We start from the raw sequence: 21,421 nt of genomic DNA on the forward strand, positions 1-21,421 counted from the left end.
AACTACGAAAGCCCTGGAATTAAGCCGCCTGGAGGGTCAATAGTCAAATACCCTTCATCAACGTCAACCTCCGGCACAAGCGCCTCAACAAATGGCACAAGCGCAGTCTTATTATCGTCGTCAACCGGATTATTTAAGCGGATTTTTAGCAAAGATTGCGCACCGTCGAGCACATCCACAACTTTTCCAATAGTGCAAGCCGGCAGCCCCAGCTGATTTTCCTCGCAAAGCCGCGCTTGTAAACCGACCAAATCCTTAATATACCAAGCATTTTCGGCAGCAAGTTCTTGCGAATCTTCTGCAGGCGCATACAATTCCAAGCCATTAAGAGCTTCAGCGTCGTTGCGATTTTGTGATTCTTCAAACAGCAGAATCCAGCGATTTTTAAAAGTTCGTGCGCGCTCAATAACAAACTCGCGCTCGCCGTCGGCAGTGCATAACACGTTTCCAGGCTCGAAACGTTCGTAAGGTTCGTCGGTAAAGACTTGTACAGTTACTTCGCCTTTTAAACCTTGGGCTTTGCCGATACGACAAACCCTCAGCAGGTCATTACGACTTTGCTGAGGGTTGTCAAAAGATTGTTGGTCTAAGGCCACGTTCATCTCACTTACGTACGTCCATAATGTCTACGCGCACATTGTGATTGCTTAAAGCTTGCACAACAATGCGAATAGCATTAGCAGTACGACCGTTTCGGCCGATTACACGGCCAATGTCTTCAGGATTCACGCGCACGCGCAGCAGTTCGCCGCGAGCGTTTTCGTGAGAACGCACCGACACATCATCTGGAAAATCCACGATGTTTTTAATGAGATGTTCCACAGCTTGAGCCAGCATGATTACTCAGCCTTTTCCTCGGCTTCGGCAGCTTCAGCGGCCTCTGCTGGTGCTTCAGCTGGAGCTTCTTCAGCTTCGTTTGCAGCAGCTTCTGCTGCGGCCTTTGCCTTTGCAGCGGCTTCAGACTTAGCGGCCTTCAACTTCTGAGCTTCAGCTTCAACAGCCTCAACGCGAGCCTGTGCATCTGGGCCAGCTTCGGAAGTCTTCAAAGTACCTTCAGCGCCGTCAAGACCCTTGAACTTCTGCCAGTCACCGGTGATCTTCAAGAGCTTCAACACTGGTTCGGTTGGCTGTGCGCCAACGCCAAGCCAGTACTGTGCTCGCTCAGAATCAATCTGAATCATAGATGGCTGCTTGTTTGGATCGTAAACGCCGATCTCTTCAATGGACTGACCGTTGCGCTTGTTGCGCGAATCAGAAATGACCACGCGGTAGAAGGCATAGAACTTCTTGCCGAGTCGCTTAAGACGAATCTTGGTTGCCAAAATGGCTCTCCTTATAACTAGAGTCGCGGAATTTCGTTCGGGTGTGGGGCACTCCTTGCGAGCTTCCACATGTTCCTCACGTGGTCGGGAAGAGGGCGCCGATTCACGCGAATAACTTATCCATTATGCCTGCGCGCTTGGACGTTTTTATTCCAGAGAATATAGGGCGATTGATGCGATGTATGCAAGGTGATCAGTGCCGTCTATTACGGCGTTTTTTTGCCACACTGCTTTGGCGTGCAAGTTTTTTGCGCAAAATAGAACGTGATCAAGAGTAAGATTCGGCCATTTAAGCCAGGTAGGCCAAGTTTTTAGGCGCTTTCCAAGGCAAATAGAAGCGTCTAAAAATCCGGATTTTAAAAGAGAACGAAAACTTGGGTGGTCGATTGCTGAATTAAGATCGCCTGTAAGGATTGTGAGAGTAGATAATTCGCAAGTTTCCGCAGTTTCTGTAGTTTCTGCAGCATTACCAACTTTTGCCAGCGCGCGGATTCCCTCACTCCAAGCAGAACATCCTCGCATTGGCGACTTTGGATGCGCGGAAGCAAACTTAACGCAAACGTTTTTTTCATCGCCAAAATCTAAGTAAGTTGTAACGCTAGGAACGCTTGCAGCCTCAATTTTTACAGCATTGTTGCAAGTAGAAATCGCGGAATATTGTGTAAAAATCGCGTTGAATCCACCGTTATTGTGCTCGCTTTTGCTACCTACGCAAGAAGTTGGAAAAATTTCGTAAATACCTAGTTTTTCAAGATTTTTTACTAAGGATTCGCTTAATTCTTGTAAAAGTAACGTGTTTACGTTGTATTTTTTCGCAGTTTCGATTATTTGAGCAGCATTCGCTTTTCCGTATCTGCAATTTAGTGTCATTACGCGGATCTCTTGATGCTGCTTTTCCCGGCATTTGTTGTCGTTTTGGCCTAATCTGACCACATTTGCCGTGTAATTTTCCGGCGCTTGTTTTCCGAATCCGTGTGTGTGGCCACAAAAGCCGTGTAATTTTCCGGCAAATGTTGCTGTTTTGGCGTTTTTTGGAAACATTTGCCGTGTAATTTTCCGGCGTTTGTTGCTGTTTTGGCGGGTTTCGGAAACATTTGCCGTGTAATTCTCCGGCATTTGTAGTCGCGCGCTTCTAAACCTTCCAAACCAGTAAGGCGTATAAGACTTAAGTGAAATCAAAAATAGTACCGCGTAAGCAATGCATAAATATGCGTAAGATTGAGCGAAATTATACGATTGCGGATTTTTAGATGCGTACAGCACTTGCCATTCTGTAGCGAAAATACTGAAGAAAAGCAGTGCCACTACAACATAAGTTGAAAGCGGAAGAAGCGCAATAATATACGGAAGTGGGTTATATTTATCCGCGCCAGCAGGCAGCCACCGAAGCAGCTGCCAGCAAAGAAGCGCCGCAAATATAACCCACAGAATCGCTAATACAAAACTCATCTTCCGAATAGTCGCTTATTTTTCGAGTAATCGCTTATTTTCCGAATAATCCGGCTAATCCGCCGCCGAAGTTAGGTGGAAGTTGATTATCTTGATTTGAATTTTCAGAATTCATAAGCTCTTGTAAGCCTTCAGGAAGATTCTGCGGATTTGGCTGCTGCTTTGCGAAAGCGGAGCCAGCAACGTCGTTACTGCCGCTTCCGGAAGATTCTCCCGAAAGTCGCTCGCGCAACGCGCGCTCCTCAGCCTCGCGACGCATTGGATTACCGGACTTTCCGCCCTTCTTCTTCGACTTCTTATCTTTGCGCTTCGACTTTCCTCCAGGTCCGCCAAATCCTGGAATACCGCCCATTCCAGGCATTCCAGTGCCGCCGCTCATACGCTTCATCATCTTGGCAGCCTGCTCAAAGCGCTGCAAAAGCGCGTTAACCTTAGAAACGCTTACGCCAGCACCGGCCGCAATTCGCGCGCGGCGAGATCCATCAATAATCTTCGTATCTCTACGCTCTTGAGGAGTCATAGAGCGAATAATTGCCTCAGTGCGGTCAATTTCCTTATCGTCAAACTGTTCAAGCTCCTGGCGGTGAGCGGCCATTCCTGGCATCATTCCCAAAAGCTTCTTCATTGAACCAAGCTTACGAACCTGCTGAAGCTGCTCCAAAAAGTCGTCTAAACCAAAGCTTCCTTCAGCAATCTTTTCGGCAGCCTTACGCGATTCTTCCTCGTCGAACTGCTTCTGAGCGTGCTCAATAAGCGTTAAAATATCGCCCATATCGAGTATGCGTGAAGCCATTCGATCCGGATGGAAAATCTCAAAATCCTTCAAACCTTCGCCTGTAGAAGCGAATAAAATCGGCTTGCCGGTAACGCTTGCAACCGAAAGTGCAGCACCGCCTCGAGTGTCGCCATCGAGCTTAGAAAGCACAACGCCCGTAAAGTTTACGCCGTCGTTAAAAGCCTGAGCCGTGCGAACAGCGTCCTGACCAATCATTGCGTCAATAACAAACAGCACTTCTTGAGGATTTACAGCGTCGCGAATATTGCGAGCCTGCTTCATCAAATCCTCATCCACGCCCAAACGACCTGCGGTATCAATAATCACCGTGTCGTACATCTTTTCGCGCGCATAATCAATAGAATCGCGTGCAACTTTAACAGGGTCGCCTTTAGTAAACCATGGCAAAGAAATTGCGTTTCCGCCATTTTGCACGCCCTTTTCCGGCGCAAAAACAGGAACTCCAGCGCGCTCGCCAACAACCTGCAGCTGCGTTACTGCGTTTGGACGTTGCAAATCCGCCGCCACAAGCAAAGGAGTGTGGCCGGAATCTTTAAGCCAGTAGCCAAGCTTTCCGGCAAGCGTAGTCTTACCAGCGCCTTGCAAACCCGCAAGCATAATCACAGTAGGCGGGTATTTTGCAAAATTAAGTGGCCTATCAACTCCAGAGCCAAGCACTTTAGTCAACTCGTCGTTAACAATTTTCACAACTTGCTGAGCAGGATTAAGCGCTTTAGACACTTCTTCGCCAAGAGCGCGCTCGCGAATTTGCGCTGTAAAGGAGCGCACAACTTCAAGAGCAACGTCGGCGTCAAGAAGAGCGCGACGAATCTCGCGGATTGTGCCGTCAATATCCGATTCTGAAAGCTTGCCTTTACTGCGCAAATGCTTGAAAGCACTAGAAAGGCGGTCTGTTAACGAACTAAATGCTGCCATAATTTTCCTATTCTACCCGCTGTTACTAACGTTGCGTTACTGTGTGGTTGCTTTCTTAATGCAAATGCCACGAAGATCCTTTAGCGCCGTCTTCAATTACGATTCCGGCGTTATTCAGCGCATCTCTAATTGCGTCTGCTTTAGCAAAATCTTTTGCCTTTCTAGCATCTGCTCTAGCCTGAAGCTGCAAGGTGATTAAAGCGTCCAAAGCCGCGCATTCCTTACTGCTTTCCCCGTTTGCTCCGGCTGCAGAAGATTTATTTGCGTTAGAAGTCCAAGGCTCTGCATAAGGATCCAATCCAAGCGTGTCTAGCATAGCGCGCACTTGCAAAACGGCTGTATATAGCAGTTTTTGCGTACCACTGTTTTGTGCTTGTGCGCAGTCGTCAAGAATTGCATTACCTTGACGAATTGCTGTAAAGATTGCTGCGTTTGCGCCAGAAACGTTAATATCGTCGTTCATTGCGCGCGTAAAATCTTCCGGAAGCAAGTCTGCGTCTACAGATTGCACTTCTTCTCGCGTCGGCGTATTTTCAAGCAATCTGCCTGCTCGCTCAAGGAAGTTTGTAATGCGATCGTAAGCAGCTTTTGCTTCCACCAAAGCTTGGTCAGACCATTCCAACATTGCGCGGTATTGCACTGCTCCAAGCGCGTAACGCACAACCCAAGCAGAATTATTCGCCAAAACAACCGGCACGGAAAGCCCATTTCCCAAAGATTTAGACATTTTTTCACCCTTGGCTGTAACCCACGCGGAATGCATCCACACATTCGCGCTTTTCCAGCCTGCAGCACGCGTTTGTGCCATCTCGTTTTCGTGATGTGGGAATCGCAAATCTAATCCGCCGCCGTGAATATCAAAATCGTCGCCAAGATAACGGTGGCTCATAGCCGAGCATTCAATATGCCAACCAGGTCGTCCTTCGCCAAAAGGCGTTTTCCAGCGCGCATCCGGCTGGTCGAAATCGCAAGGTGCTTTCCAAAGCGCAAAATCTCTAGGATCGTGCTTGTCAGGGGATGCGTCGGCAGGGTCAGTCGGATTGTAAATATCGTTTCCTGCTGAGTCAACACTTGGGCCTTTTTCGTCTGCAATTGCGGAAGCTTCGTCACCATCAATTTCATTACTATTTTGATTTTGGTGCGTAAGCTCGCCGTAATGCTCCCAGCTTGGCACGTCAAAATAGACGTTTCCAGTAGGATTTCCGGCGCTGTCTTTAATAACATATGCGTGACCGCGCTCAATTAAGCGCTCAATCAGCTCAACCATATCCGTAATATGGCCGGTAGCGCGCGGCTCAACCGTTGGCGGCAAAACTCCCAAAGTGTTGTAAGCTTCAGTAAATTCGCGCTCGTAAATATATGCGCGTTCCCACCAAGTTTGGCCTGCTTCGCTGGCTTTTTTCATGATTTTGTCGTCAATATCTGTGACGTTTCTAACGAACGTAACTTTGTATCCTAAGCGCAGCATCCATCTGCGTACTACGTCAAAAGCAATTGCCGCGCGAATATGACCAATATGCGGCGAGCTTTGCACTGTAGCGCCGCAAACATACATGCCAACTTGCCCAGGTTTTGCAGGCTTAAACGCGCTTGTTTTGTGTGAAGCAGTGTTGTATAAGCGCAAGTTTTCCGCGGCTTTACTAAGTTTTGTTGTCTCTTCGTTCAAAGTCTTATTAAGCATAATTGCTATTATAAATGCTTCTTTATACTCAGAGCGACTTTGAGAAGTTGCATTTCGTGCGTCGGCTCTTTAGTTAGCGATACAATTATTGCGATTTGGTTTTAGATTTAGCTTTAGTAATCCAATTAGATTCATATCTACTACTTATCTATTACCTAGCTGTTTTTATTTTGTTCGTTACGAAAGGAATATCATGGCTGAGATTTCATCTGCTCTTATGACGGACATGTATGAATACACTATGCTTGACGCTGCTCTTAAGGACGGCACTGCAAATCGCAAGTGCGTTTTTGAAATTTTTACGCGCCACTTGCCTCAGGGTCGTCGCTACGGCGTTGTTGCCGGAACGGGTCGCATTTTGGAAGAGCTGCAAAAATTCCATCTTTCGGAAGATGATTTGCGTTTCTTAAGTGATCGTAAAATTGTTAGCGCAGAAACTATTAAATGGCTGGAAAATTTCCGATTCCACGGTAAAATTTCCGGTTATCGCGAAGGGGAGATGTTCTTCCCTAATTCGCCAATTTTGCAGGTAGAAGGCACTTTTGGTGAGTGCACTTTGCTTGAAACTGTGCTTCTTTCTGTGCTTAATTACGATTGCGCGGTTGCGTCTGCCGCAGCTCGTATGGTTTCTGCCTCCGCAGGTCGTCCTTGCATGGATATGGGCGGCCGTCGCACGAACGAATATTCTGCAGTTGCTGCATCTAGAGCCGCGGTTATTGGCGGTTTTAAGGGAACTGCAAACTTGTTGGCTGCAAAACTTTACGGATTGAAGGCAATTGGAACCGCAGCTCACTGCTTTACTCTTGTTCACGACACCGAGCGTGACGCTTTTACTTCTCAAATTGCCGCTCTTGGCAAGGGCACTACGCTTCTTGTTGACACATACAATATTGAGGAAGCTGTAAAGACAGCCGTGGAAGTTGCGGGCCCTGATCTTGGCGGAATTCGTATTGATTCTGGAGATTTGTGCGCTTTGGCTCGTCGCGTAAGAAATCAGCTCGACGAGTTGGGTGCTAAAAACACGAAGATTACAGTTACTAACGATTTGGACGAGTATGCTTTGGCTTCCTTGCAAACCGCTCCTGTGGATTCTTATGGAATTGGCACAATGCTTGTAACCGGCTCTGGCGCTCCTACTTGCGCAATGGTTTATAAGCTTACTGAGCGCGAGGGTGCAGATGGCGTTATGCAGCCTGTTGCTAAGAGGTCTAAGAATAAGGCGACTGTGCCTGGGCGAAAGTTGGCGTATCGTTCATACGATTACAGCAGTGATTCTTGCGGTGTGGCAGATTGCGAACGCGTGATTTCCGGTTCGGAAGTTGCGCTCGCTCAATTTAAGCCTGAAGATTCGTGGGAGAATCTGCTGGTTGATTACATGGTTGACGGTGAAGCTGACGAACAATTTATGGGTCATGATGCGATTATGCGCGCTCAAGATTATTGCGCTTCTGCTTTGAGACGATTGCCGTTGGCTGCGCAAAGTTTGATGCGTGGAGACCCTGCAATCCCAACTGAAGTACGCGTTTTATAAATTGCGCATTGGCAAAAAGCAGCTTAGTTGCAGCGTTTACTAGTAGCGCTTACTAGAAACTTAGTAGCGTTTACTAGTAGCGCTGCTTATTAGAAGTTGAGCTTGCCCATTTCGTCATAAATGCGCTTGCACTCAGGGCATACCGGATAGTCGTTTGCTTCGTGGCGAGGAATCCACACTTTTCCGCATAACGCGACTACCGGTCGCCCTGTTAAGCGCGACTCTTCAACGCGATCTTTAGAAACGTAGTGTGCAAATCGGTCTGCATTTCCACCGTCGTCTAAACGAGCATCTTCATCTACTTCCGGACGCTCAAGTACGGAAGTAGATGTACCTGAACCGGAATCTGGATTAGAGGATTGCGAATCGGCTTCCATAATTGCATTAAGTGTGCTATCTGCTAATAACGTTGAAAGCATTGCGCATCCCTTTCTATAATCATGCCTGACTAAATCTAATCTAATTTAATCAAGCGTCAGTATTAACTAGCATAAAGCATTATTGCAACAAACGCACGAAAACTTTCGCACTCTATTGTGTTATGCGTTTCACTATGAGCTATGTGGGTGATAATCTAAAAGCATGACTATAGCTGTGTGCCCCGGCTCGTATGATCCAGTCACTGCCGGCCATTTAGACGTAATACAACGCTGTACGCATCTATTTGATGAAGTACACGTGCTTGTTGCGGTGAACGCTGCAAAAACGCCGTTGTTTTCAGAGTCTGAGCGTGTGCAGATTATTCGCGAAGCTGTGAAAAATTTGCGTAATGCGCATAGTAATTGCGCTGATACGTGCTCCTGCAATAACGCAGGGAAAATAGTTGTTTCCTCAACAACAGGCTTAATTACCGACTATTGCAAAAAAGTAGGCGCAACGGCAATCGTCAAAGGCTTGCGTCAAAACGGCGACTATGAAGCCGAACTTGGAATGGCTTTAGTAAATCGCAAATTAGCTGGAATTGAAACGCTTTTCTTGCCGGCAGATCCAATACTTGAACATGTTTCAAGCTCCGTAGTTAAAGACGTTGCGCGTCACGGAGGAAATGTTACTGGCATGGTTCCAGATAACGTAATACCCTTATTACAAAAGCTTTTTGCTGAACAAGCTTCAGATCAAAGCAATAATTCAGTTACGCTGAACAATTGAGACAGGAGAGTAGAAATGACAAATAAAGATGAACTTAACAGTGAAACCTCTGGATTAGCAAGCATCGCAAGCGAGCAAGCAGAGGAAAATCGCGCTGAAAATAACGCAAAACTTCCGCTTCATCCTATTCTTGCCGACGAAGAAGATGCACAAGATGAGGTTATAAATACAACAGCATCTGAAGAGCAGAATCTTCCTAAAGGTGATTTATTAGTTGATTTAGATGCAGACAACACAGAAACTTCATCTGTTGCAGCAGTTGGAAATGTTTCTGATGCGAATGAAGTTCGTGACATTACAGCAGATAAAGCAAGTCAAAAAGACAAAAGTAGCAAAAAAGCTTCTGCAGCATCTGCATTTTCTGCTTTCCCTCTACCGGATTTGCGAGAGCGCGAAGACGGCGGTGCAATAGATTTTGAAGAAGATGAAGCTCCTTTAGCTGCGCAAACAACTAAAGTAAGTGACGAAGTGCGTTCAAAGAGTCGTGCAGAATTTACTACTGTTTACGACATTATTGACGCCATGGAAACAACGCTTTCGGAAGCAAAAAACGTGCTATTTGCTGCTGGAATGGTAAAAATTGATCGCGACGAATTTGTTGATCAGTTAGCTCGTTTGAAAGATATGCTTCCAGTTCAGTTGGAACGCGCCTCTGCATTAATGCGTGAAGCGGAACGACGCTTACGCACGGCGCAGGCTCAAGCAAATTCCATTGTTTCTTCTGCTCAGTCTCAGTCTGCAGAAATTATTGAAGAAGCTCAGGAGCGTGCGCAATTCTTGGCAGGTCAAGAAAACGTTACAGCTTTGGCAAAGCAGAAAGCTCGCGATATTCTCGATACTGCTCAAGCTAAGTCAGACAAGCTCACTCAGGGTGCAGATCAGTATTGCGCGAATGTTATGGAAGGCTTAAAGACTCAGCTCGATAAGTTGGAACAAGACGTGCAAGCCGGTCGCAGAGTGTTAGAAGAGCGACGTAGGGCTGCAAAGCGAGCACAAGACGAGATTAAAGAATCTTTATACGATAATAACGACGAAGAAGAAAGGAATGATTAAATGACTTCGCATCCTTCCCAATCACCATGGGCGATTCCAGTAGCGCAAATGGCTGCGCGCGCTGGTAGCAGCATGGCTGTGCACCGCGTATTTCCAGCTCCGGAAGGTATTGGAGATTACGTTATTGGTGTAAAGCCAGGCAGTGACGTGCATGTTGATGGTGACTTTGATGCTGTTGTTGACGGCCTAATGTTCCAGGGAAGTATTACAGCTCCAGTGCACGCCGAGTGCACGCGCTGCTTGATGCCGCTTCGTCGTGATTGGAAAGTAGATGTGTGCGTTTTCTTCCCTTATGTAGATGAGCGCTCGCAACATGCGGATAATCGCAAGAACCGCAAAGATGTTGACGAAGACGAATCTCAAATTTGGGAAGATAATGACGAGTCAGGAAACGTGTATCCGTTAGTTGGCGGCGGCGATTTTGCTGATATTGAGGCACTTATTCGCGACACGATGGTAAGCGAGCTTCCTTTGCAGCCGTTGTGCGAGCCAGATTGCCGCGGACTTTGCCCGCAGTGTGGCGAAAATCTTAACGAGCATCCGGAGCATCACCACGATGTTACGGATATTAGATTCGCAGCTTTGGAAGGATTAAAAGCGCAGCTTGAGGAGGCTGAAAAACGGCATTAATTTTACGCGCGTGAGTAGTTTATGTCGCGCTAGATTGCGAGCAAATTACGCAATTGTACGGTGCGTGCTGTAATATACAGAACGCTTAAGCTCAATCGTTTGAACGAAATAGAGGAAAAACTATGGCACTGCCTAAATACAAGACCTCGCGTGCTAATACGCATTCGCGTCGCGCTAATTGGAAGGCGTCTGCCGTGCAGACTGTGACTTGCCCGAACTGCGGTTCTGAGGCATTCCCACACATGGCTTGCCCATCCTGCGGAACCTTCCGCGGTCGTGTGTACCGCGAAGCTATTCGCTCGGCGCACAACAACTAGGTTGTACTGAAAAACCCTGCCATCGACGGGTGGCAGGGTTTTCTTTTTATTTGCGTATTGTGGCTGTGAGGGGTGGGTGTTACTTACGCGCGTCGAGCGCGTGCCAAGCGACTTCAGCAGCAGCAAGTTGCGCTTTACGTTTGCTAGATCCGCTTCCAACTCCCAACACTTCGTCGCCGTCCTTGTGTGCAAGAACTGCCCGCGCCTCAAAAACTGGAGCATATTCAGGCCCAGAAACAGCCATACGATACTCAGGATCTTCTAAGCCCATATCGTGCGCCTTAACCGTAAGCGAAGTCTTCCAATCAAGCGCTGGGCCTTCTGTTAAAACTTCCGCCAAAGTGTCATCAATCAAACGATGCACCACAGCGCGTGCTTCATCAATACCGTGTTCAACAAAAGTTGCGCCAATAAGCGCCTCAACAATATCGCAAAGAATCGAATCCTTATTATTTCCGCCCTGCTCCATTTCGCCGCGGCCGAGCAAAATATACGGCCCAACATGCAGCTTTTCGCGCGCAACAGCAGAAAGCGCCCATTCAGACACAGCTTTCGCTCGCATCTTCGCAAGTTGACCTTCAGTCATATCTGGATGCGCAGAAAATAGCGTTTCTGTAGACACGAGTTCTAAAACAGCATCTCCCAAAAACTCAAGTCGCTCATAATTTCTAGTACCTGGATGCTCGTGCGAAAACGAGCGATGCGTAAGCGCTTCTACCAAAAGATCCGGAGAAATAGTTGTGCCTAAAGCGTCTAAAAGCTCCTGAGTTGGGTCCCCAGCGCGAGCCTCGCCGTCGTCTAATCTTAAAACTCCACTTGCTTTATGCGCACTCTTCGTATTGTGCTGATTTTCTTGATTATTTTGAGTCTTCATAACAGCACTATTATAGTCCACATTGCCAACACGCACGCTTTTAGATCAAGTTAGATTAAATCTGTTCGTAGAAGTCTGCAGCTATATTTATGCATTATGCCTACGTATGATTTGGGATTAGAACGAGTTTCGCTAGAGTTTGCTACAAAAACGATTTTTACAGACGTAACTCAAGGCGTTTTTGAAGGCGACAGAATCGGTATTGTTGGTAAAAATGGTGACGGAAAGTCAACGCTACTTCGCATGCTTGCCGGCAAAATGCAGCCTGATTCCGGGCGCGTAACTAAGCGCGGAGGGCTTACTTTTGGCATGCTCGACCAGCGTGATCCTTTAGATGACAACGCAACTGTGCGTAAGGCTGCTTTGGAAAATCGCGAGGATTACGAGTGGGCTGCAGACCCGCGCTCGCGCGAAATCGTAGAAGCTCTTCTTGGCGGAATCAATTTGGAAGCAAAAGTTGGTACGCTTTCCGGCGGCCAGCGTAGGCGCGCGGATTTGGCAAGATTGCTTCTTCACGACTGGGATATTTTGGCTTTAGATGAGCCTACGAACCATTTGGACGTTGTAACAATTCACTGGCTTGCAGAGCATCTTCTTCACCGCTGGCAGGACGGCCAGGGCGCGCTTTTGATTGTTACTCACGATCGCTGGTTTTTGGATGAAGTTTGCACATCTATGTGGGAAGTTCACGACGGCGTAATAGATCCGTTTGAAGGCGGCTACAGTGCGTACATGCTTCAGCGAGTTGAGCGCGAGCGTCAGGCGGATGTGCGCGAGGAGCGTCGCAGAAATTTGGCAAGAAAAGAGTTGGCGTGGCTTTCTAGGGGCGCTCGTGCGCGTTCAACTAAGCAGAAATTCCATGTAAAGCAGGCTCGCGAGCTTATTGCAGACGTGCCTCCAATGCGCGATACTTTGGAATTGAAGAAAATGGCAACTTCTCGTCTTGGCAAGCAAGTTGTTGATTTGATTGATGTTACGCAAATTTTTGACGATGCTAATCAGCTAAAAAATATTGATCCGGATATTGCAGAAAGCGCTGCTAGTGCAGAAAAATCAAATAAAGTAGACATTGTAGAATCTGCTTTTGCGCAACCAACTCACGTAGGAAGCGTTACGATTGCAGTCGACGAAAATCAAGAAAATCTTTCTGAAGAAAATCCGGAAACTGCTGCAGCAGAACGAAAAACTATTACCGGCCGCATGATTCTCGACGATGCAACATGGCTAATCGGCCCTGGAGATCGTTTCGGAATTGTTGGCGCAAACGGTGCTGGAAAATCAACGCTATTAAGCATTATTGACGGTTCGCTAAAACCTACGGTTGGCCGCGTGAACATTGGTAAAACCGTAAAATTTGCTGTGCTTTCGCAGCGCCTTGAAGAGCTTGAAAAGCTTGGAAAATATAAAGTTAAGGAAGTTTTAAGCAGGTACAAGCCAAGTTACATTATTGACGGCAAGGAAGTTACTCCCGGTCAGCTTATGGAGCGTCTTGGTTTTAAGCCGGAGCAGCTTATGACGCCGATTGCGGATCTTTCGGGCGGTCAAAAGCGACGCATGCAACTGCTTTTGATTCTTCTAAACGAGCCAAATGTGCTGATTATGGACGAGCCTGGTAATGATTTAGATACCGACATGCTTGCTGTTATGGAAGATTTGCTTGACACGTGGCCTGGCACGCTGATTGTGGTTTCGCACGATCGCTACTTGCTTGAGCGCGTAACCGATCAGCAGTTTGCGCTTATTGACGGCAAAATCCGTCATCTTCCGGGTGGCGTAGATGAGTATTTGCAAATTGTAGAAAAATTGCAACGCGAGCACGAAAATAATATTAATTCTACAAAAGTGCAAAATGGTAACGGAAGTAGCGGAATAAATTCAGTAAGTGCGAAAAGTGCTGAAAGTGCTGCTAGTGCTGCAGAAAGTACAGTAAGTGCGTCTTCAGTAAGTGCGCCGAAACTTACTGGTAAAGCCTACCATGATGCCACAAGACGCGTGGCAGCAATTGAGCGAAAACTTGCAAAACTTGAAGATCAAAAATCAAATATTGAGTCTCAAATGGCTTCTCACGATCCGAGTGACTTCGTAGGTCTTCAAGCTCTTAACGAAGAATTGCAGCAGAATGCGCAAGAAACTAGCGATCTTGAAGAAGAGTGGATGGAACTTTCTGAGCAGCTGCAGTGATTAGAAGATAACAGCCACGTGCTAAATTTGTGAGTTATGGCTCAAATCAAGGATATGCTGGAATCTGTAAAACCAATTCGCGTAGACGGTCGTGAAGTTGACGAGCTTCGCCCTGTGCGAATTACTCGTAAATTTACTGACGTTCCTGAAGGCTCTGTGCTTATTGAGTGCGGAAATACGCGCGTTATGTGCACTGCAACTTTTACTGTTGGTGTTCCTCGTTGGCGCAGGGATTCCGGCTTAGGCTGGGTAACTGCCGAATATTCTATGCTTCCTCGAGCTACTGCTGAGCGTACCGACCGCGAATCTGTGCGCGGAAAAATTGGCGGTCGCACGCATGAAATTAGCCGTCTTATTGGTCGCTGCTTGCGCGGAGTTGTCGATATGAAAGCAATGGGCGAGTGCCAGATTCAAATCGACTGCGATGTTTTACAGGCAGATGGTGGAACTCGCACAGCTTCCGTAACTGGAGCTTACGTAGCATTGGTAGATGCGCTTAATTGGGCGGAAAAGAATGGTCATATTCGTTCCGCTGCAAGCGTTCTTAAAGATGCTGTTTCGGCAGTTTCGGTTGGCGTTATTAATGGCACGCCTATGCTTGATTTGCCTTATGTTGAAGACAGTCAGGCTATGACAGATATGAACGTTGCTATGACTGGTTCTGGCACGTTTATTGAAATTCAGGGAACTGCTGAGCATCGTCCGTTTAATCGCGACGAATTAAATACTTTGCTTGATTTAGCAACAAAAGGTAATCGTGAGCTGCAGAAAGCGCAAAAAGCTGCTTTAGCCAAATAGTAAACAGATTGAAGGAGAGCGGGCGTGAAACTTGTTGTGGCAACACATAATGAGGGAAAACTCGTTGAAATTAAGCGTATTTTAGCTGAACAGTTAGCTCAACTAGCAGATAGGTTCGAACTGATTACTGCTGGTTCTCTTGGTTTGCCAGATCCTGTGGAAACAGGAGTTACTTTTGAGCAGAATGCGTTGCTTAAAGCTAGAGATGTTGCTTCAAGAACTGGCTTGCCTGCTATTGCGGATGATTCCGGTATTATTGTTGATATTTTGGGCGGCGCTCCTGGAATTTTGTCTGCTCGTTGGAGCGGAGTTCATGGTGACGATAAAGCTAATAATGCTCTTCTTCTTAAGCAGCTTTCGGATATTCCGGATCGATTCTTAACAGCGCGTTTTCGTTGTGCTGCTGCTCTTGCTATTCCAGATGCTTGTAGCGAAGTTCCTGAAGGCAGTGTTATGCTGCACACTCACGGTTTTGAAACGGTTAGAATGGGGGAGATGATTGGTCATCTTCTTCGCGAAGAGCGTGGAAACAACGGTTTTGGTTACGATCCTATTTTTGTTCCAGACGAGCAGCCTATTCGTAACGGCGTTCAAATGGAAGGTTTAACTAGCGCTGAGCTTACTCAGGAAGAGAAGAATAGTATTTCTCACCGCGGCCACGCTTTGCGAGCTTTGTTGCCTGAATTACAAGCTTTGTTTATTACAGAATAAATAGCTTTGTTTAAGATTCCTCTGCGCGTAGCGTGCCTTGACACAGGTTTAATCGTTATTTATAATTAGCACGGCGTTAAGGAGGTGATTTGCCGTGAAACATGACAGTAACAGTCATAATTCTAGTACTCGCACTACGAGTGAAGGTTCTGACACTATTGGCAGTAGTAGTTCGGACGTTCCTCCTGAATATATGAAGCCGGCAATCACCGCATTTAGGTTGCAAAGATTGCAAAAATAAAACTTACGAAATCTGCAAAACTTACTTGGAAACTTGCAAAAATAAAAAGTAAGCTGCAATTTTTTGAGCCTAAAAAGCAATCAATGGTGATACGGCTACATAAATCAATCTGAAAATAGATCTAAGAATAGATCTGCAACTAAATCTGAAAAAGATTTAAGAAAATATAAGTAAAGGCAAATAAACCTTTAGCTCCTATCAGAGGACTTTATTATGACCGTATTCACAACTTCGCGCAAGGAAGGCGCAGGCGCACAGGTTGACGAGAACACTCGCTTCTGGTCCGATATTATTGTGTGCGTAGGCATTATTGCTGTTTTTGGCGTAACTGCTTTCCTTATTCAGCGCATAAATCAGCCGATTGGCCCAAGCGGTATTCCTTCTAAAGTGTCTACCGACTTAATTAATCTCCCTTACTACACTTTGCGCTCAGTATTTCGTATGCTTCTTGCGCTAGTGGCATCTCTTATTTTTACTATTGTTTATGGCTCTCTTGCAGCTCGAAGTCGAAGACTTGGCAAGGTGCTTATTCCGCTTTTGGATATTTTGCAGTCCGTGCCAATTCTGGGCTTCCTTTCGGCGACTGTTACCATTTGGTTGGTGATTTTCCCTGGATCGATGCTCGGCGTTGAAGCGGCTTCGATTTTCGCTATTTTTACAAGCCAAGCATGGAATATGACTTTTTCCTTCCACCGTTCGTTGCTCAGCGAGCCGAAGGAGTTGGACGAGGCGGTTCGTAGCCTGCAACTTACGCATTGGCAGCGCTTCTGGGTGTTAGATATGCCAAACGCAATGATTCCGCTGCTTTGGAATTGCATGATGTCTGTTGGTGGCGGATGGTTCTTCCTTACCGCTTCGGAAATGATTTCCGTAAATAATCACACTTACGCTCTTCCTGGTATAGGTAGCTTTGTTGCGCAATCTGCTGCAGATAATAAGCTCGGGAATATTTGGTGGGCTATTGCTTCTATGGTTGTGGTTGTTTTGGCGCTTGACTTCTTCTTGTGGAAGCCGCTTACTGCATGGGCTGAGCGTTTCCGCATTACGCAGAGCGCTTCGGACAATGAGCGTCACAGCGCTATTTTGACGCTTATTCGTCATTCTCACGCCGATGAGGTTATTAGCAAGCTTTTCTTGCCAATTAGAGAGTGGCTAGAAAAGATTACTCGTCCGCTTGGTCGCACAGGAGCTAAGTGGCCTCATAGAGCTTCGCAGCGCAAGTTTGGCGACTGGGCGTTTAACGTTTTAATGTTCCTTATTGTTGCAGCAGGTGTGGTGCATATGCTTTACTTTGTGCATACAACTGCAGGATTGCAAGAGTTTATTACAGCAGGCATGCTTGGTGGAATTACTTTTGTGCGAGTTGCTGTTTTGATTTTTGTTAGCTCGCTTATTTGGGTTCCAGTTGGTGTTTTAATTGGCATGAATCCAAAGATTTCTAGAATTATGCAGCCTATTGTGCAAATTCTTGCAAGCTTCCCAGCGAACTTTATATTCCCATTTGCAATGGCTTTGTTTATGGCTTGGCATATTGACTTGGGTTGGGGAAGTATTATTTTGATGGCTCTTGGCACGCAATGGTACATTCTTTTCAATGTTATTGCTGGCGCTAGCGCTATTCCAGATGATTTGCGTGAAATGACGCGCAGCTTTAGGCTGGCTCGCGTTTTGCGTTGGAAGACGCTTATTTTGCCGTCTATTTTTGGTTCTTGGTGCACCGGTGGTATTACAGCTGCAGGCGGCGCTTGGAACGCTTCGATTGTTTCGGAAATTGTTGAATACGGTAAGCATCGTATGTCTACTGCAGGCTTGGGTGCTTATATTACCAACGCAACTACTATGGGAGATACTGCCCGCACTTTAGTTGGCGTAACTGTTATGAGCTTAATTGTTGTTTTAAGTAATCGACTATTCTGGTCGCCTCTGCAACGTATTTCCGAAAAACGCTACGTATTGAACTAGCTGAATTAAGCAAACTAATTAAATCAACTAATTGAATCAGCTAAAATAACAAATTTTATAAAACAGATTGGCAAAATTATGAATACTTTGAAAAGCAACGCAAAAACAGCGCAATCCTCAATTACAAGCGATATTATCGACGCAAAGCACATCAGTCAAAGCTTCACTTCCGACAGCGGCACAACCCAGCATGTTTTGCACGATATTTCTTTCACTCTTCGCGAAGGCGAAATCGTAGCAATTTTGGGACGTTCTGGTGCTGGAAAATCAACCTTCCTTCGCACAATGGCAGGACTTGTGCAGCCAACGGAAGGAACAGTAACGTATCGTGGCCGAGAGCTTACTGGCCCAAACCCGGGGGTTGCAATCGTATTTCAAACCTTCGCTCTTATGCCGTGGCTTACCGTGCAAGACAATGTGGAACTTGGTTTGCGAGCTAGAGGTGTTAGCAAAGAAAAGCGCACTGAGCTTGCGCTCGCTGCAATTGACGCAATCGGTTTGGACGGCTTTGAAACCGCTTACCCAAAGGAGCTTTCCGGCGGCATGCGTCAGCGCGTAGGTATTGCGCGTGCGTTGGTTTTGCGACCGGATGCTCTTTTTATGGATGAGCCGTTCTCTGCACTCGATGTTCTTACTGCAGAAAACTTGCGTCAGGAAGTTCTTAAGCTTTGGTCTAGCGAGGAGCGCGATATTAAGTCTGTGCTTATTGTTACGCACAATATTGAAGAAGCTGTGCAAATGGCTGACCGCGTGGTTGTTTTAGGCTCGCATCCGGGTCATTTAATTGCAGATGTTCAGGTTGATTTGCCTCGTCCTCGAGATAAGCACAGTGCTGAATTTGAGGCTATGGTCGATAATCTATACGCTATTTTGACCGGTTCTGCTCCAGAAAGTGCTTCTGAGCAGGAGAGTTCACAGTCTAATGATTTGCAGAACCAAACTCAATCTGCAGATACTGAGGATGCTGAAGATGATGAAGCTGCAGCAATTGCAGATATGCTTATTCAGCGTCATCATGACGATGAAGACGAAGACAAGCAAAGCGAAGATGAAGCTGAGTCTGGAGAAGTAAAGGCAGAGCCTGTGTCTGTTCGTTTGCTTCCAAACGCAACCCCAGGCGGTATGGCAGGTTTGCTTGATGTTATTTCAGAAAATCCAGACGGAATTGATTTGGCTGATTTGGCAGCAGACTTGTCGTTTGAAATCGACGATTTGTTCCCGCTTGTTGATGCTGGCACAATGCTTAATCTTCTCACAGCAGAAAACGGCCATATTACTATTACTTCTGCTGGAGAAGAATGGCATAACGCCGACATTTTGCACAGTAAGCAAGTGTTTGCGCGACTAGCTATTGAGCATGCTCCTCTTGTTCACGCAATTGATCAGGCTTTGAGTCGTAACCGCAACGGTAAGCTTCGCGGCGAGTTGATTTTGGATTTGCTGCGCAGTAAGCATACGGATGCGCTTGCTCGTCAACAGTTTGATATTGCGATTAGCTGGGGTCGTTACGGCGAGTTGTTTGATTACGATGCCGACGATGACGAGTTGACTCGTACTGTTGAAACTGCTCCTTTGGACGGTGTTGCACGCTGAAATAGCTTGAAATAGTGTGCAATACTGCTCATTAATAATGTCCATTATTGTGCATAAATTTGATACTTGTATGCTTTCGATAAAAGGATGCCGCATAGTTCTTTTATCTTTAGGTCTAGTCGCTTCTTATTTAAGATTGCGCGGATCGAAAGCCCCCTAAAAAGCGAACTTTTTGGGGAAAATTGCGTAGCGCATTTGCTGCTAACGCTTACTATGCGTCGGTATGCGGCGGCGATGGAGGAATATTATGGTAAATGCTGTAGAAGCATTTGATGCTAAGCATCTTAAGGCAGCTGAGGAAATCCCAGCTTTCCGTCCTGGCGATACTGTTGACGTTAACGTTAAGATTCAGGAAGGTAACAACACTCGTATTCAGACCTTCACCGGCGTGGTGATTGCTCGTAAGGGTGCTGGCGTGCGTGAAACTTTCGTTGTGCGTAAGGTGAGCTTCGGCACTGGTGTTGAGCGTCGTTTCCCACTTCATTCCCCAGCTATCGATTCGATTAAGCTGGTTCGTAGCGGTCGCGTTCGTCGCGCTAAGCTTTACTACTTGCGCGCTTTGCGTGGTAAGGCTGCTCGTATTGCCGAGCGTCGTGATAACAGCGCTGCTAAGTAAATCAACCTTAAAGTGAAGGATTAAATTATGTCTGATGGCACGCAAATTAGCGATACTCATATCGTCGCGGTAGCGGGTCATGGCGTAGATCCTTCACCGGTTCCACCTGAGCCGGAAGGTTATGAGCCTTCCGGCTTTGGTGGTTTTTGGAAAAATAGAAAAAACAAAAAAAATAGTAAAGAGAGCCGAAATATCAAGCGTTTTGCTCATGCTCGCAATCAAAAAAACGGCGATCATTTTTCTCTTAAAGACGCTTTAGTTTGGTTTGGTATTCCAGTTTTTGTAGTGTTAATTATTCGCCTGTTTTTGCTTGGCGCGTATACTATTCCTTCTGGCTCTATGCTCGACACTATTCACATTGGTGATTATGTTGTTACGTCAAAGCTAACTCCTAGCGTATTTCCTTTGCATCGAGGAGATATTGTAGTTTTTGAAGATCCTGCTCATTGGTTAAGTGGAGAGTCTTCTAACGGTCTAGTTGGCAAGGATTTGATTAAGCGTCTTATTGGTTTGCCTGGCGATACTGTTGAATGTAAGGGAGCGGGGGAGCCTGTTACTGTTAACGGTGTTCCTGTTCACGAATCTGCTTATATTCGTCCTGGTGTAGATCCAAGTGCTTTTCCTTTTAAGGTAAAGGTTAAAGCTGGGCATGTTTTTGTTCTTGGAGATAATCGCGCTAATTCTGCAGATTCCCGCTACCATCGTAACGATGGCGACGATGGTTTGGTGCCGATTTCTAAAATCGAGGGCGTTGCAGTGTTCCGCACGTGGCCTTTGGATCGAGTTGGTTTTTTGGATGAGCATCACGATGCTTTTGACGATGTGCCAAGCAGATCTGCTAATTAAACTTATAAATTAAACTTATGCAAGTAAAGTCTTAATTATGCCGAAAGAATCTTCTAAAATACCTCTTATACCATCTCTTAATAATGAAAAAAGTTTGCTTTGCGAAGGATACGATTGGGTTATTGGCCTAGATGAAGTTGGCCGCGGATCTCTTGCAGGTCCGGTAATGGTTGGAGCTGCCGCTATTTGTAAAAATCAAATCGAAGCGCAAACAATTCCTGAAGGTTTAGCCGATTCTAAATTACTTACTGAGCGTCGTCGAGAAGACTTATTTAATCCTCTTCAAAAATGGTGTACTTCTTGGGCTGTTGGATCTTGTACTAATAAAGAAATAGATGAGTGGGGTATTAGTTATGCGCTTGGCGTTGCGGCTTTGAAAGCAATCGCAAAAGTCGAGGAAGATATTCAAATAAGTAAAAAAGAAGACACTCGTATTGCAGCAATATTGGATGGTCCATGCGACTACATTGATAAAGTTGCCAACACTTTTGACGCACCATTTGTGCCGCTTCCTGTAAAAGTGCATACGCTTGTGAAGGCAGACCGCCAGTGTGCAAGTGTTGCGGCTGCTGCAGTTTTGGCAAAAGTTACAAGAGATAATCTTATGGTGACGTTATCTAAAAAACCGCAATACGAAGCCTACGATTGGGCGCATAATAAAGGCTACGGTTCTCTAGCTCATCGAAACGCAATTAAAGAAGTAGGTCCTAGCGATTTGCACAGACTGTCTTGGAATTTGTAAACAAGTGAATTTAT

Annotated in this window: 20 protein-coding genes and 4 pseudogenes; 16 read left to right on the top strand and 8 right to left on the bottom strand. The window is 46.2% G+C overall.

The window, feature by feature from the left end; all coding sequences use genetic code 11:
- Positions 1–2 precede the first annotated feature (2 nt).
- The 6 genes from rimM to cysS all read right to left on the bottom strand — a co-directional run bounded on the left by rimM (position 3) and on the right by cysS (position 6,163).
- A complete protein-coding gene (gene rimM / locus NG78_RS00240; RefSeq protein WP_032837919.1) occupies positions 3–602 on the bottom strand; it encodes a ribosome maturation factor RimM in 600 nt (199 codons plus the stop codon).
- Between the two features lies 1 nt (position 603).
- Complete coding sequence (locus tag NG78_RS00235; protein ID WP_004105376.1) at positions 604–837, bottom strand: RNA-binding protein; 234 nt, start codon at positions 835–837, stop codon at positions 604–606.
- Positions 838–839: 2 nt separating this feature from the next.
- Complete coding sequence (rpsP, locus tag NG78_RS00230; protein WP_004135488.1) at positions 840–1,322, bottom strand: 30S ribosomal protein S16; 483 nt, start codon at positions 1,320–1,322, stop codon at positions 840–842.
- Between the two features lie 147 nt (positions 1,323–1,469).
- Positions 1,470–2,771 (bottom strand): endonuclease/exonuclease/phosphatase family protein, encoded by a 1,302-nt coding sequence (locus NG78_RS06090; protein ID WP_004135490.1) that lies wholly within the window; start codon positions 2,769–2,771, stop codon positions 1,470–1,472.
- Positions 2,772–2,805: 34 nt separating this feature from the next.
- The gene (gene ffh / locus NG78_RS00220) at positions 2,806–4,482 is read right to left on the bottom strand and encodes a signal recognition particle protein (protein WP_004135492.1); all 1,677 of its coding nucleotides are present in this window, start codon (positions 4,480–4,482) and stop codon (positions 2,806–2,808) included.
- 55 nt (positions 4,483–4,537) lie between these two features.
- Positions 4,538–6,163, bottom strand: coding sequence for a cysteine--tRNA ligase (gene cysS / locus NG78_RS00215; protein WP_004135494.1), 1,626 nt, complete (start codon positions 6,161–6,163; stop codon positions 4,538–4,540).
- Between the two features lie 193 nt (positions 6,164–6,356).
- Between cysS and NG78_RS00210 the strand changes: the two genes are divergently transcribed.
- Positions 6,357–7,694: a nicotinate phosphoribosyltransferase gene (locus NG78_RS00210; protein ID WP_004135496.1), complete on the top strand. Its 1,338-nt coding sequence runs from the start codon at positions 6,357–6,359 to the stop codon at positions 7,692–7,694.
- Between the two features lie 89 nt (positions 7,695–7,783).
- Here NG78_RS00210 and NG78_RS00205 read toward each other — a convergent pair whose 3' ends face one another.
- Complete coding sequence (locus NG78_RS00205; RefSeq protein WP_004135497.1) at positions 7,784–8,113, bottom strand: DUF3039 domain-containing protein; 330 nt, start codon at positions 8,111–8,113, stop codon at positions 7,784–7,786.
- A 163-nt stretch (positions 8,114–8,276) separates the two neighbouring features.
- Between NG78_RS00205 and coaD the strand changes: the two genes are divergently transcribed.
- The 4 genes from coaD to rpmF all read left to right on the top strand — a co-directional run bounded on the left by coaD (position 8,277) and on the right by rpmF (position 10,843).
- Positions 8,277–8,843, top strand: a complete 567-nt coding sequence (gene coaD, locus NG78_RS00200) for a pantetheine-phosphate adenylyltransferase (protein ID WP_032837922.1) — start codon at positions 8,277–8,279, stop codon at positions 8,841–8,843.
- A gap of 15 nt (positions 8,844–8,858) precedes the next feature.
- Positions 8,859–9,896: an HlyD family secretion protein gene (locus NG78_RS00195; protein WP_004135500.1), complete on the top strand. Its 1,038-nt coding sequence runs from the start codon at positions 8,859–8,861 to the stop codon at positions 9,894–9,896.
- On the top strand, positions 9,897–10,526 hold the full coding sequence (locus NG78_RS00190) for a YceD family protein (protein WP_004135501.1): 630 nt from the start codon (positions 9,897–9,899) through the stop codon (positions 10,524–10,526).
- Positions 10,527–10,648: 122 nt separating this feature from the next.
- Positions 10,649–10,843, top strand: coding sequence for a 50S ribosomal protein L32 (gene rpmF, locus NG78_RS00185; RefSeq protein ID WP_004127492.1), 195 nt, complete (start codon positions 10,649–10,651; stop codon positions 10,841–10,843).
- A 79-nt stretch (positions 10,844–10,922) separates the two neighbouring features.
- On the opposite strand, the gene rnc is transcribed toward rpmF, so the two are convergent.
- Complete coding sequence (gene rnc, locus NG78_RS00180; protein ID WP_032834702.1) at positions 10,923–11,717, bottom strand: ribonuclease III; 795 nt, start codon at positions 11,715–11,717, stop codon at positions 10,923–10,925.
- Positions 11,718–11,813: 96 nt separating this feature from the next.
- On the opposite strand from rnc, the pseudogene NG78_RS00175 reads away from it, so the two are divergent.
- The 11 genes and pseudogenes from NG78_RS00175 to NG78_RS00140 all read left to right on the top strand — a co-directional run.
- Positions 11,814–13,518, top strand: a pseudogene (locus NG78_RS00175) (ABC-F family ATP-binding cassette domain-containing protein); the annotation flags it as partial.
- A gap of 152 nt (positions 13,519–13,670) precedes the next feature.
- Positions 13,671–13,898 (top strand): annotated as a pseudogene (locus tag NG78_RS06260) (ABC transporter C-terminal domain-containing protein); the annotation flags it as partial.
- Between the two features lie 36 nt (positions 13,899–13,934).
- Positions 13,935–14,696, top strand: coding sequence for a ribonuclease PH (rph, locus tag NG78_RS00170; protein ID WP_004135504.1), 762 nt, complete (start codon positions 13,935–13,937; stop codon positions 14,694–14,696).
- Between the two features lie 24 nt (positions 14,697–14,720).
- Entirely contained in the window at positions 14,721–15,407 is a 687-nt protein-coding gene (locus NG78_RS00165; protein WP_004135505.1) for a non-canonical purine NTP pyrophosphatase, read from the top strand.
- A 94-nt stretch (positions 15,408–15,501) separates the two neighbouring features.
- Positions 15,502–15,648 carry a hypothetical protein gene (locus tag NG78_RS06175; RefSeq protein WP_176605909.1) on the top strand — a complete coding sequence of 49 codons (147 nt, stop codon included), beginning with the start codon at positions 15,502–15,504 and terminating at the stop codon, positions 15,646–15,648.
- A 213-nt stretch (positions 15,649–15,861) separates the two neighbouring features.
- Positions 15,862–17,610 (top strand): ABC transporter permease, encoded by a 1,749-nt coding sequence (locus NG78_RS00160; RefSeq protein WP_004135507.1) that lies wholly within the window; start codon positions 15,862–15,864, stop codon positions 17,608–17,610.
- A 78-nt stretch (positions 17,611–17,688) separates the two neighbouring features.
- Positions 17,689–18,514, top strand: a pseudogene (locus NG78_RS06265) (ABC transporter ATP-binding protein); the annotation flags it as partial.
- 62 nt (positions 18,515–18,576) lie between these two features.
- A pseudogene (locus NG78_RS06270) lies at positions 18,577–19,203 on the top strand (AAA-associated domain-containing protein); the annotation flags it as partial.
- A 247-nt stretch (positions 19,204–19,450) separates the two neighbouring features.
- The gene (gene rplS, locus NG78_RS00150; RefSeq protein WP_004127473.1) at positions 19,451–19,819 is read left to right on the top strand and encodes a 50S ribosomal protein L19; all 369 of its coding nucleotides are present in this window, start codon (positions 19,451–19,453) and stop codon (positions 19,817–19,819) included.
- A gap of 27 nt (positions 19,820–19,846) precedes the next feature.
- Positions 19,847–20,665: a signal peptidase I gene (gene lepB / locus NG78_RS00145; protein ID WP_004135511.1), complete on the top strand. Its 819-nt coding sequence runs from the start codon at positions 19,847–19,849 to the stop codon at positions 20,663–20,665.
- 37 nt (positions 20,666–20,702) lie between these two features.
- Positions 20,703–21,407, top strand: coding sequence for a ribonuclease HII (locus NG78_RS00140; protein ID WP_004135513.1), 705 nt, complete (start codon positions 20,703–20,705; stop codon positions 21,405–21,407).
- Positions 21,408–21,421 lie beyond the last annotated feature (14 nt).

The sequence above is a fragment of the Gardnerella greenwoodii 00703Dmash genome (genome assembly GCF_000263635.1).
GTDB classification, from domain to species: Bacteria; Actinomycetota; Actinomycetes; order Actinomycetales; family Bifidobacteriaceae; genus Bifidobacterium; species Bifidobacterium greenwoodii.

Excerpts from the sequence above, each read along its gene's own strand:
- rimM (WP_032837919.1), bottom strand. The coding sequence starts at position 602 with ATGAACGTGGCCTTAGACCAACAATCTTTTGACAACCCTCAGCAAAGT.
- NG78_RS00235 (WP_004105376.1), bottom strand. The coding sequence starts at position 837 with ATGCTGGCTCAAGCTGTGGAACATCTCATTAAAAACATCGTGGATTTT.
- NG78_RS06090 (WP_004135490.1), bottom strand. The coding sequence starts at position 2,771 with ATGAGTTTTGTATTAGCGATTCTGTGGGTTATATTTGCGGCGCTTCTT.
- ffh (WP_004135492.1), bottom strand. The coding sequence starts at position 4,482 with ATGGCAGCATTTAGTTCGTTAACAGACCGCCTTTCTAGTGCTTTCAAG.
- cysS (WP_004135494.1), bottom strand. The coding sequence starts at position 6,163 with ATGCTTAATAAGACTTTGAACGAAGAGACAACAAAACTTAGTAAAGCC.
- NG78_RS00210 (WP_004135496.1), top strand. The coding sequence starts at position 6,357 with ATGGCTGAGATTTCATCTGCTCTTATGACGGACATGTATGAATACACT.
- NG78_RS00205 (WP_004135497.1), bottom strand. The coding sequence starts at position 8,113 with ATGCTTTCAACGTTATTAGCAGATAGCACACTTAATGCAATTATGGAA.
- coaD (WP_032837922.1), top strand. The coding sequence starts at position 8,277 with ATGACTATAGCTGTGTGCCCCGGCTCGTATGATCCAGTCACTGCCGGC.
- NG78_RS00195 (WP_004135500.1), top strand. The coding sequence starts at position 8,859 with ATGACAAATAAAGATGAACTTAACAGTGAAACCTCTGGATTAGCAAGC.
- NG78_RS00190 (WP_004135501.1), top strand. The coding sequence starts at position 9,897 with ATGACTTCGCATCCTTCCCAATCACCATGGGCGATTCCAGTAGCGCAA.
- rpmF (WP_004127492.1), top strand. The coding sequence starts at position 10,649 with ATGGCACTGCCTAAATACAAGACCTCGCGTGCTAATACGCATTCGCGT.
- rnc (WP_032834702.1), bottom strand. The coding sequence starts at position 11,717 with ATGAAGACTCAAAATAATCAAGAAAATCAGCACAATACGAAGAGTGCG.
- rph (WP_004135504.1), top strand. The coding sequence starts at position 13,935 with ATGGCTCAAATCAAGGATATGCTGGAATCTGTAAAACCAATTCGCGTA.
- NG78_RS00160 (WP_004135507.1), top strand. The coding sequence starts at position 15,862 with ATGACCGTATTCACAACTTCGCGCAAGGAAGGCGCAGGCGCACAGGTT.
- rplS (WP_004127473.1), top strand. The coding sequence starts at position 19,451 with ATGGTAAATGCTGTAGAAGCATTTGATGCTAAGCATCTTAAGGCAGCT.
- lepB (WP_004135511.1), top strand. The coding sequence starts at position 19,847 with ATGTCTGATGGCACGCAAATTAGCGATACTCATATCGTCGCGGTAGCG.
- NG78_RS00140 (WP_004135513.1), top strand. The coding sequence starts at position 20,703 with ATGCCGAAAGAATCTTCTAAAATACCTCTTATACCATCTCTTAATAAT.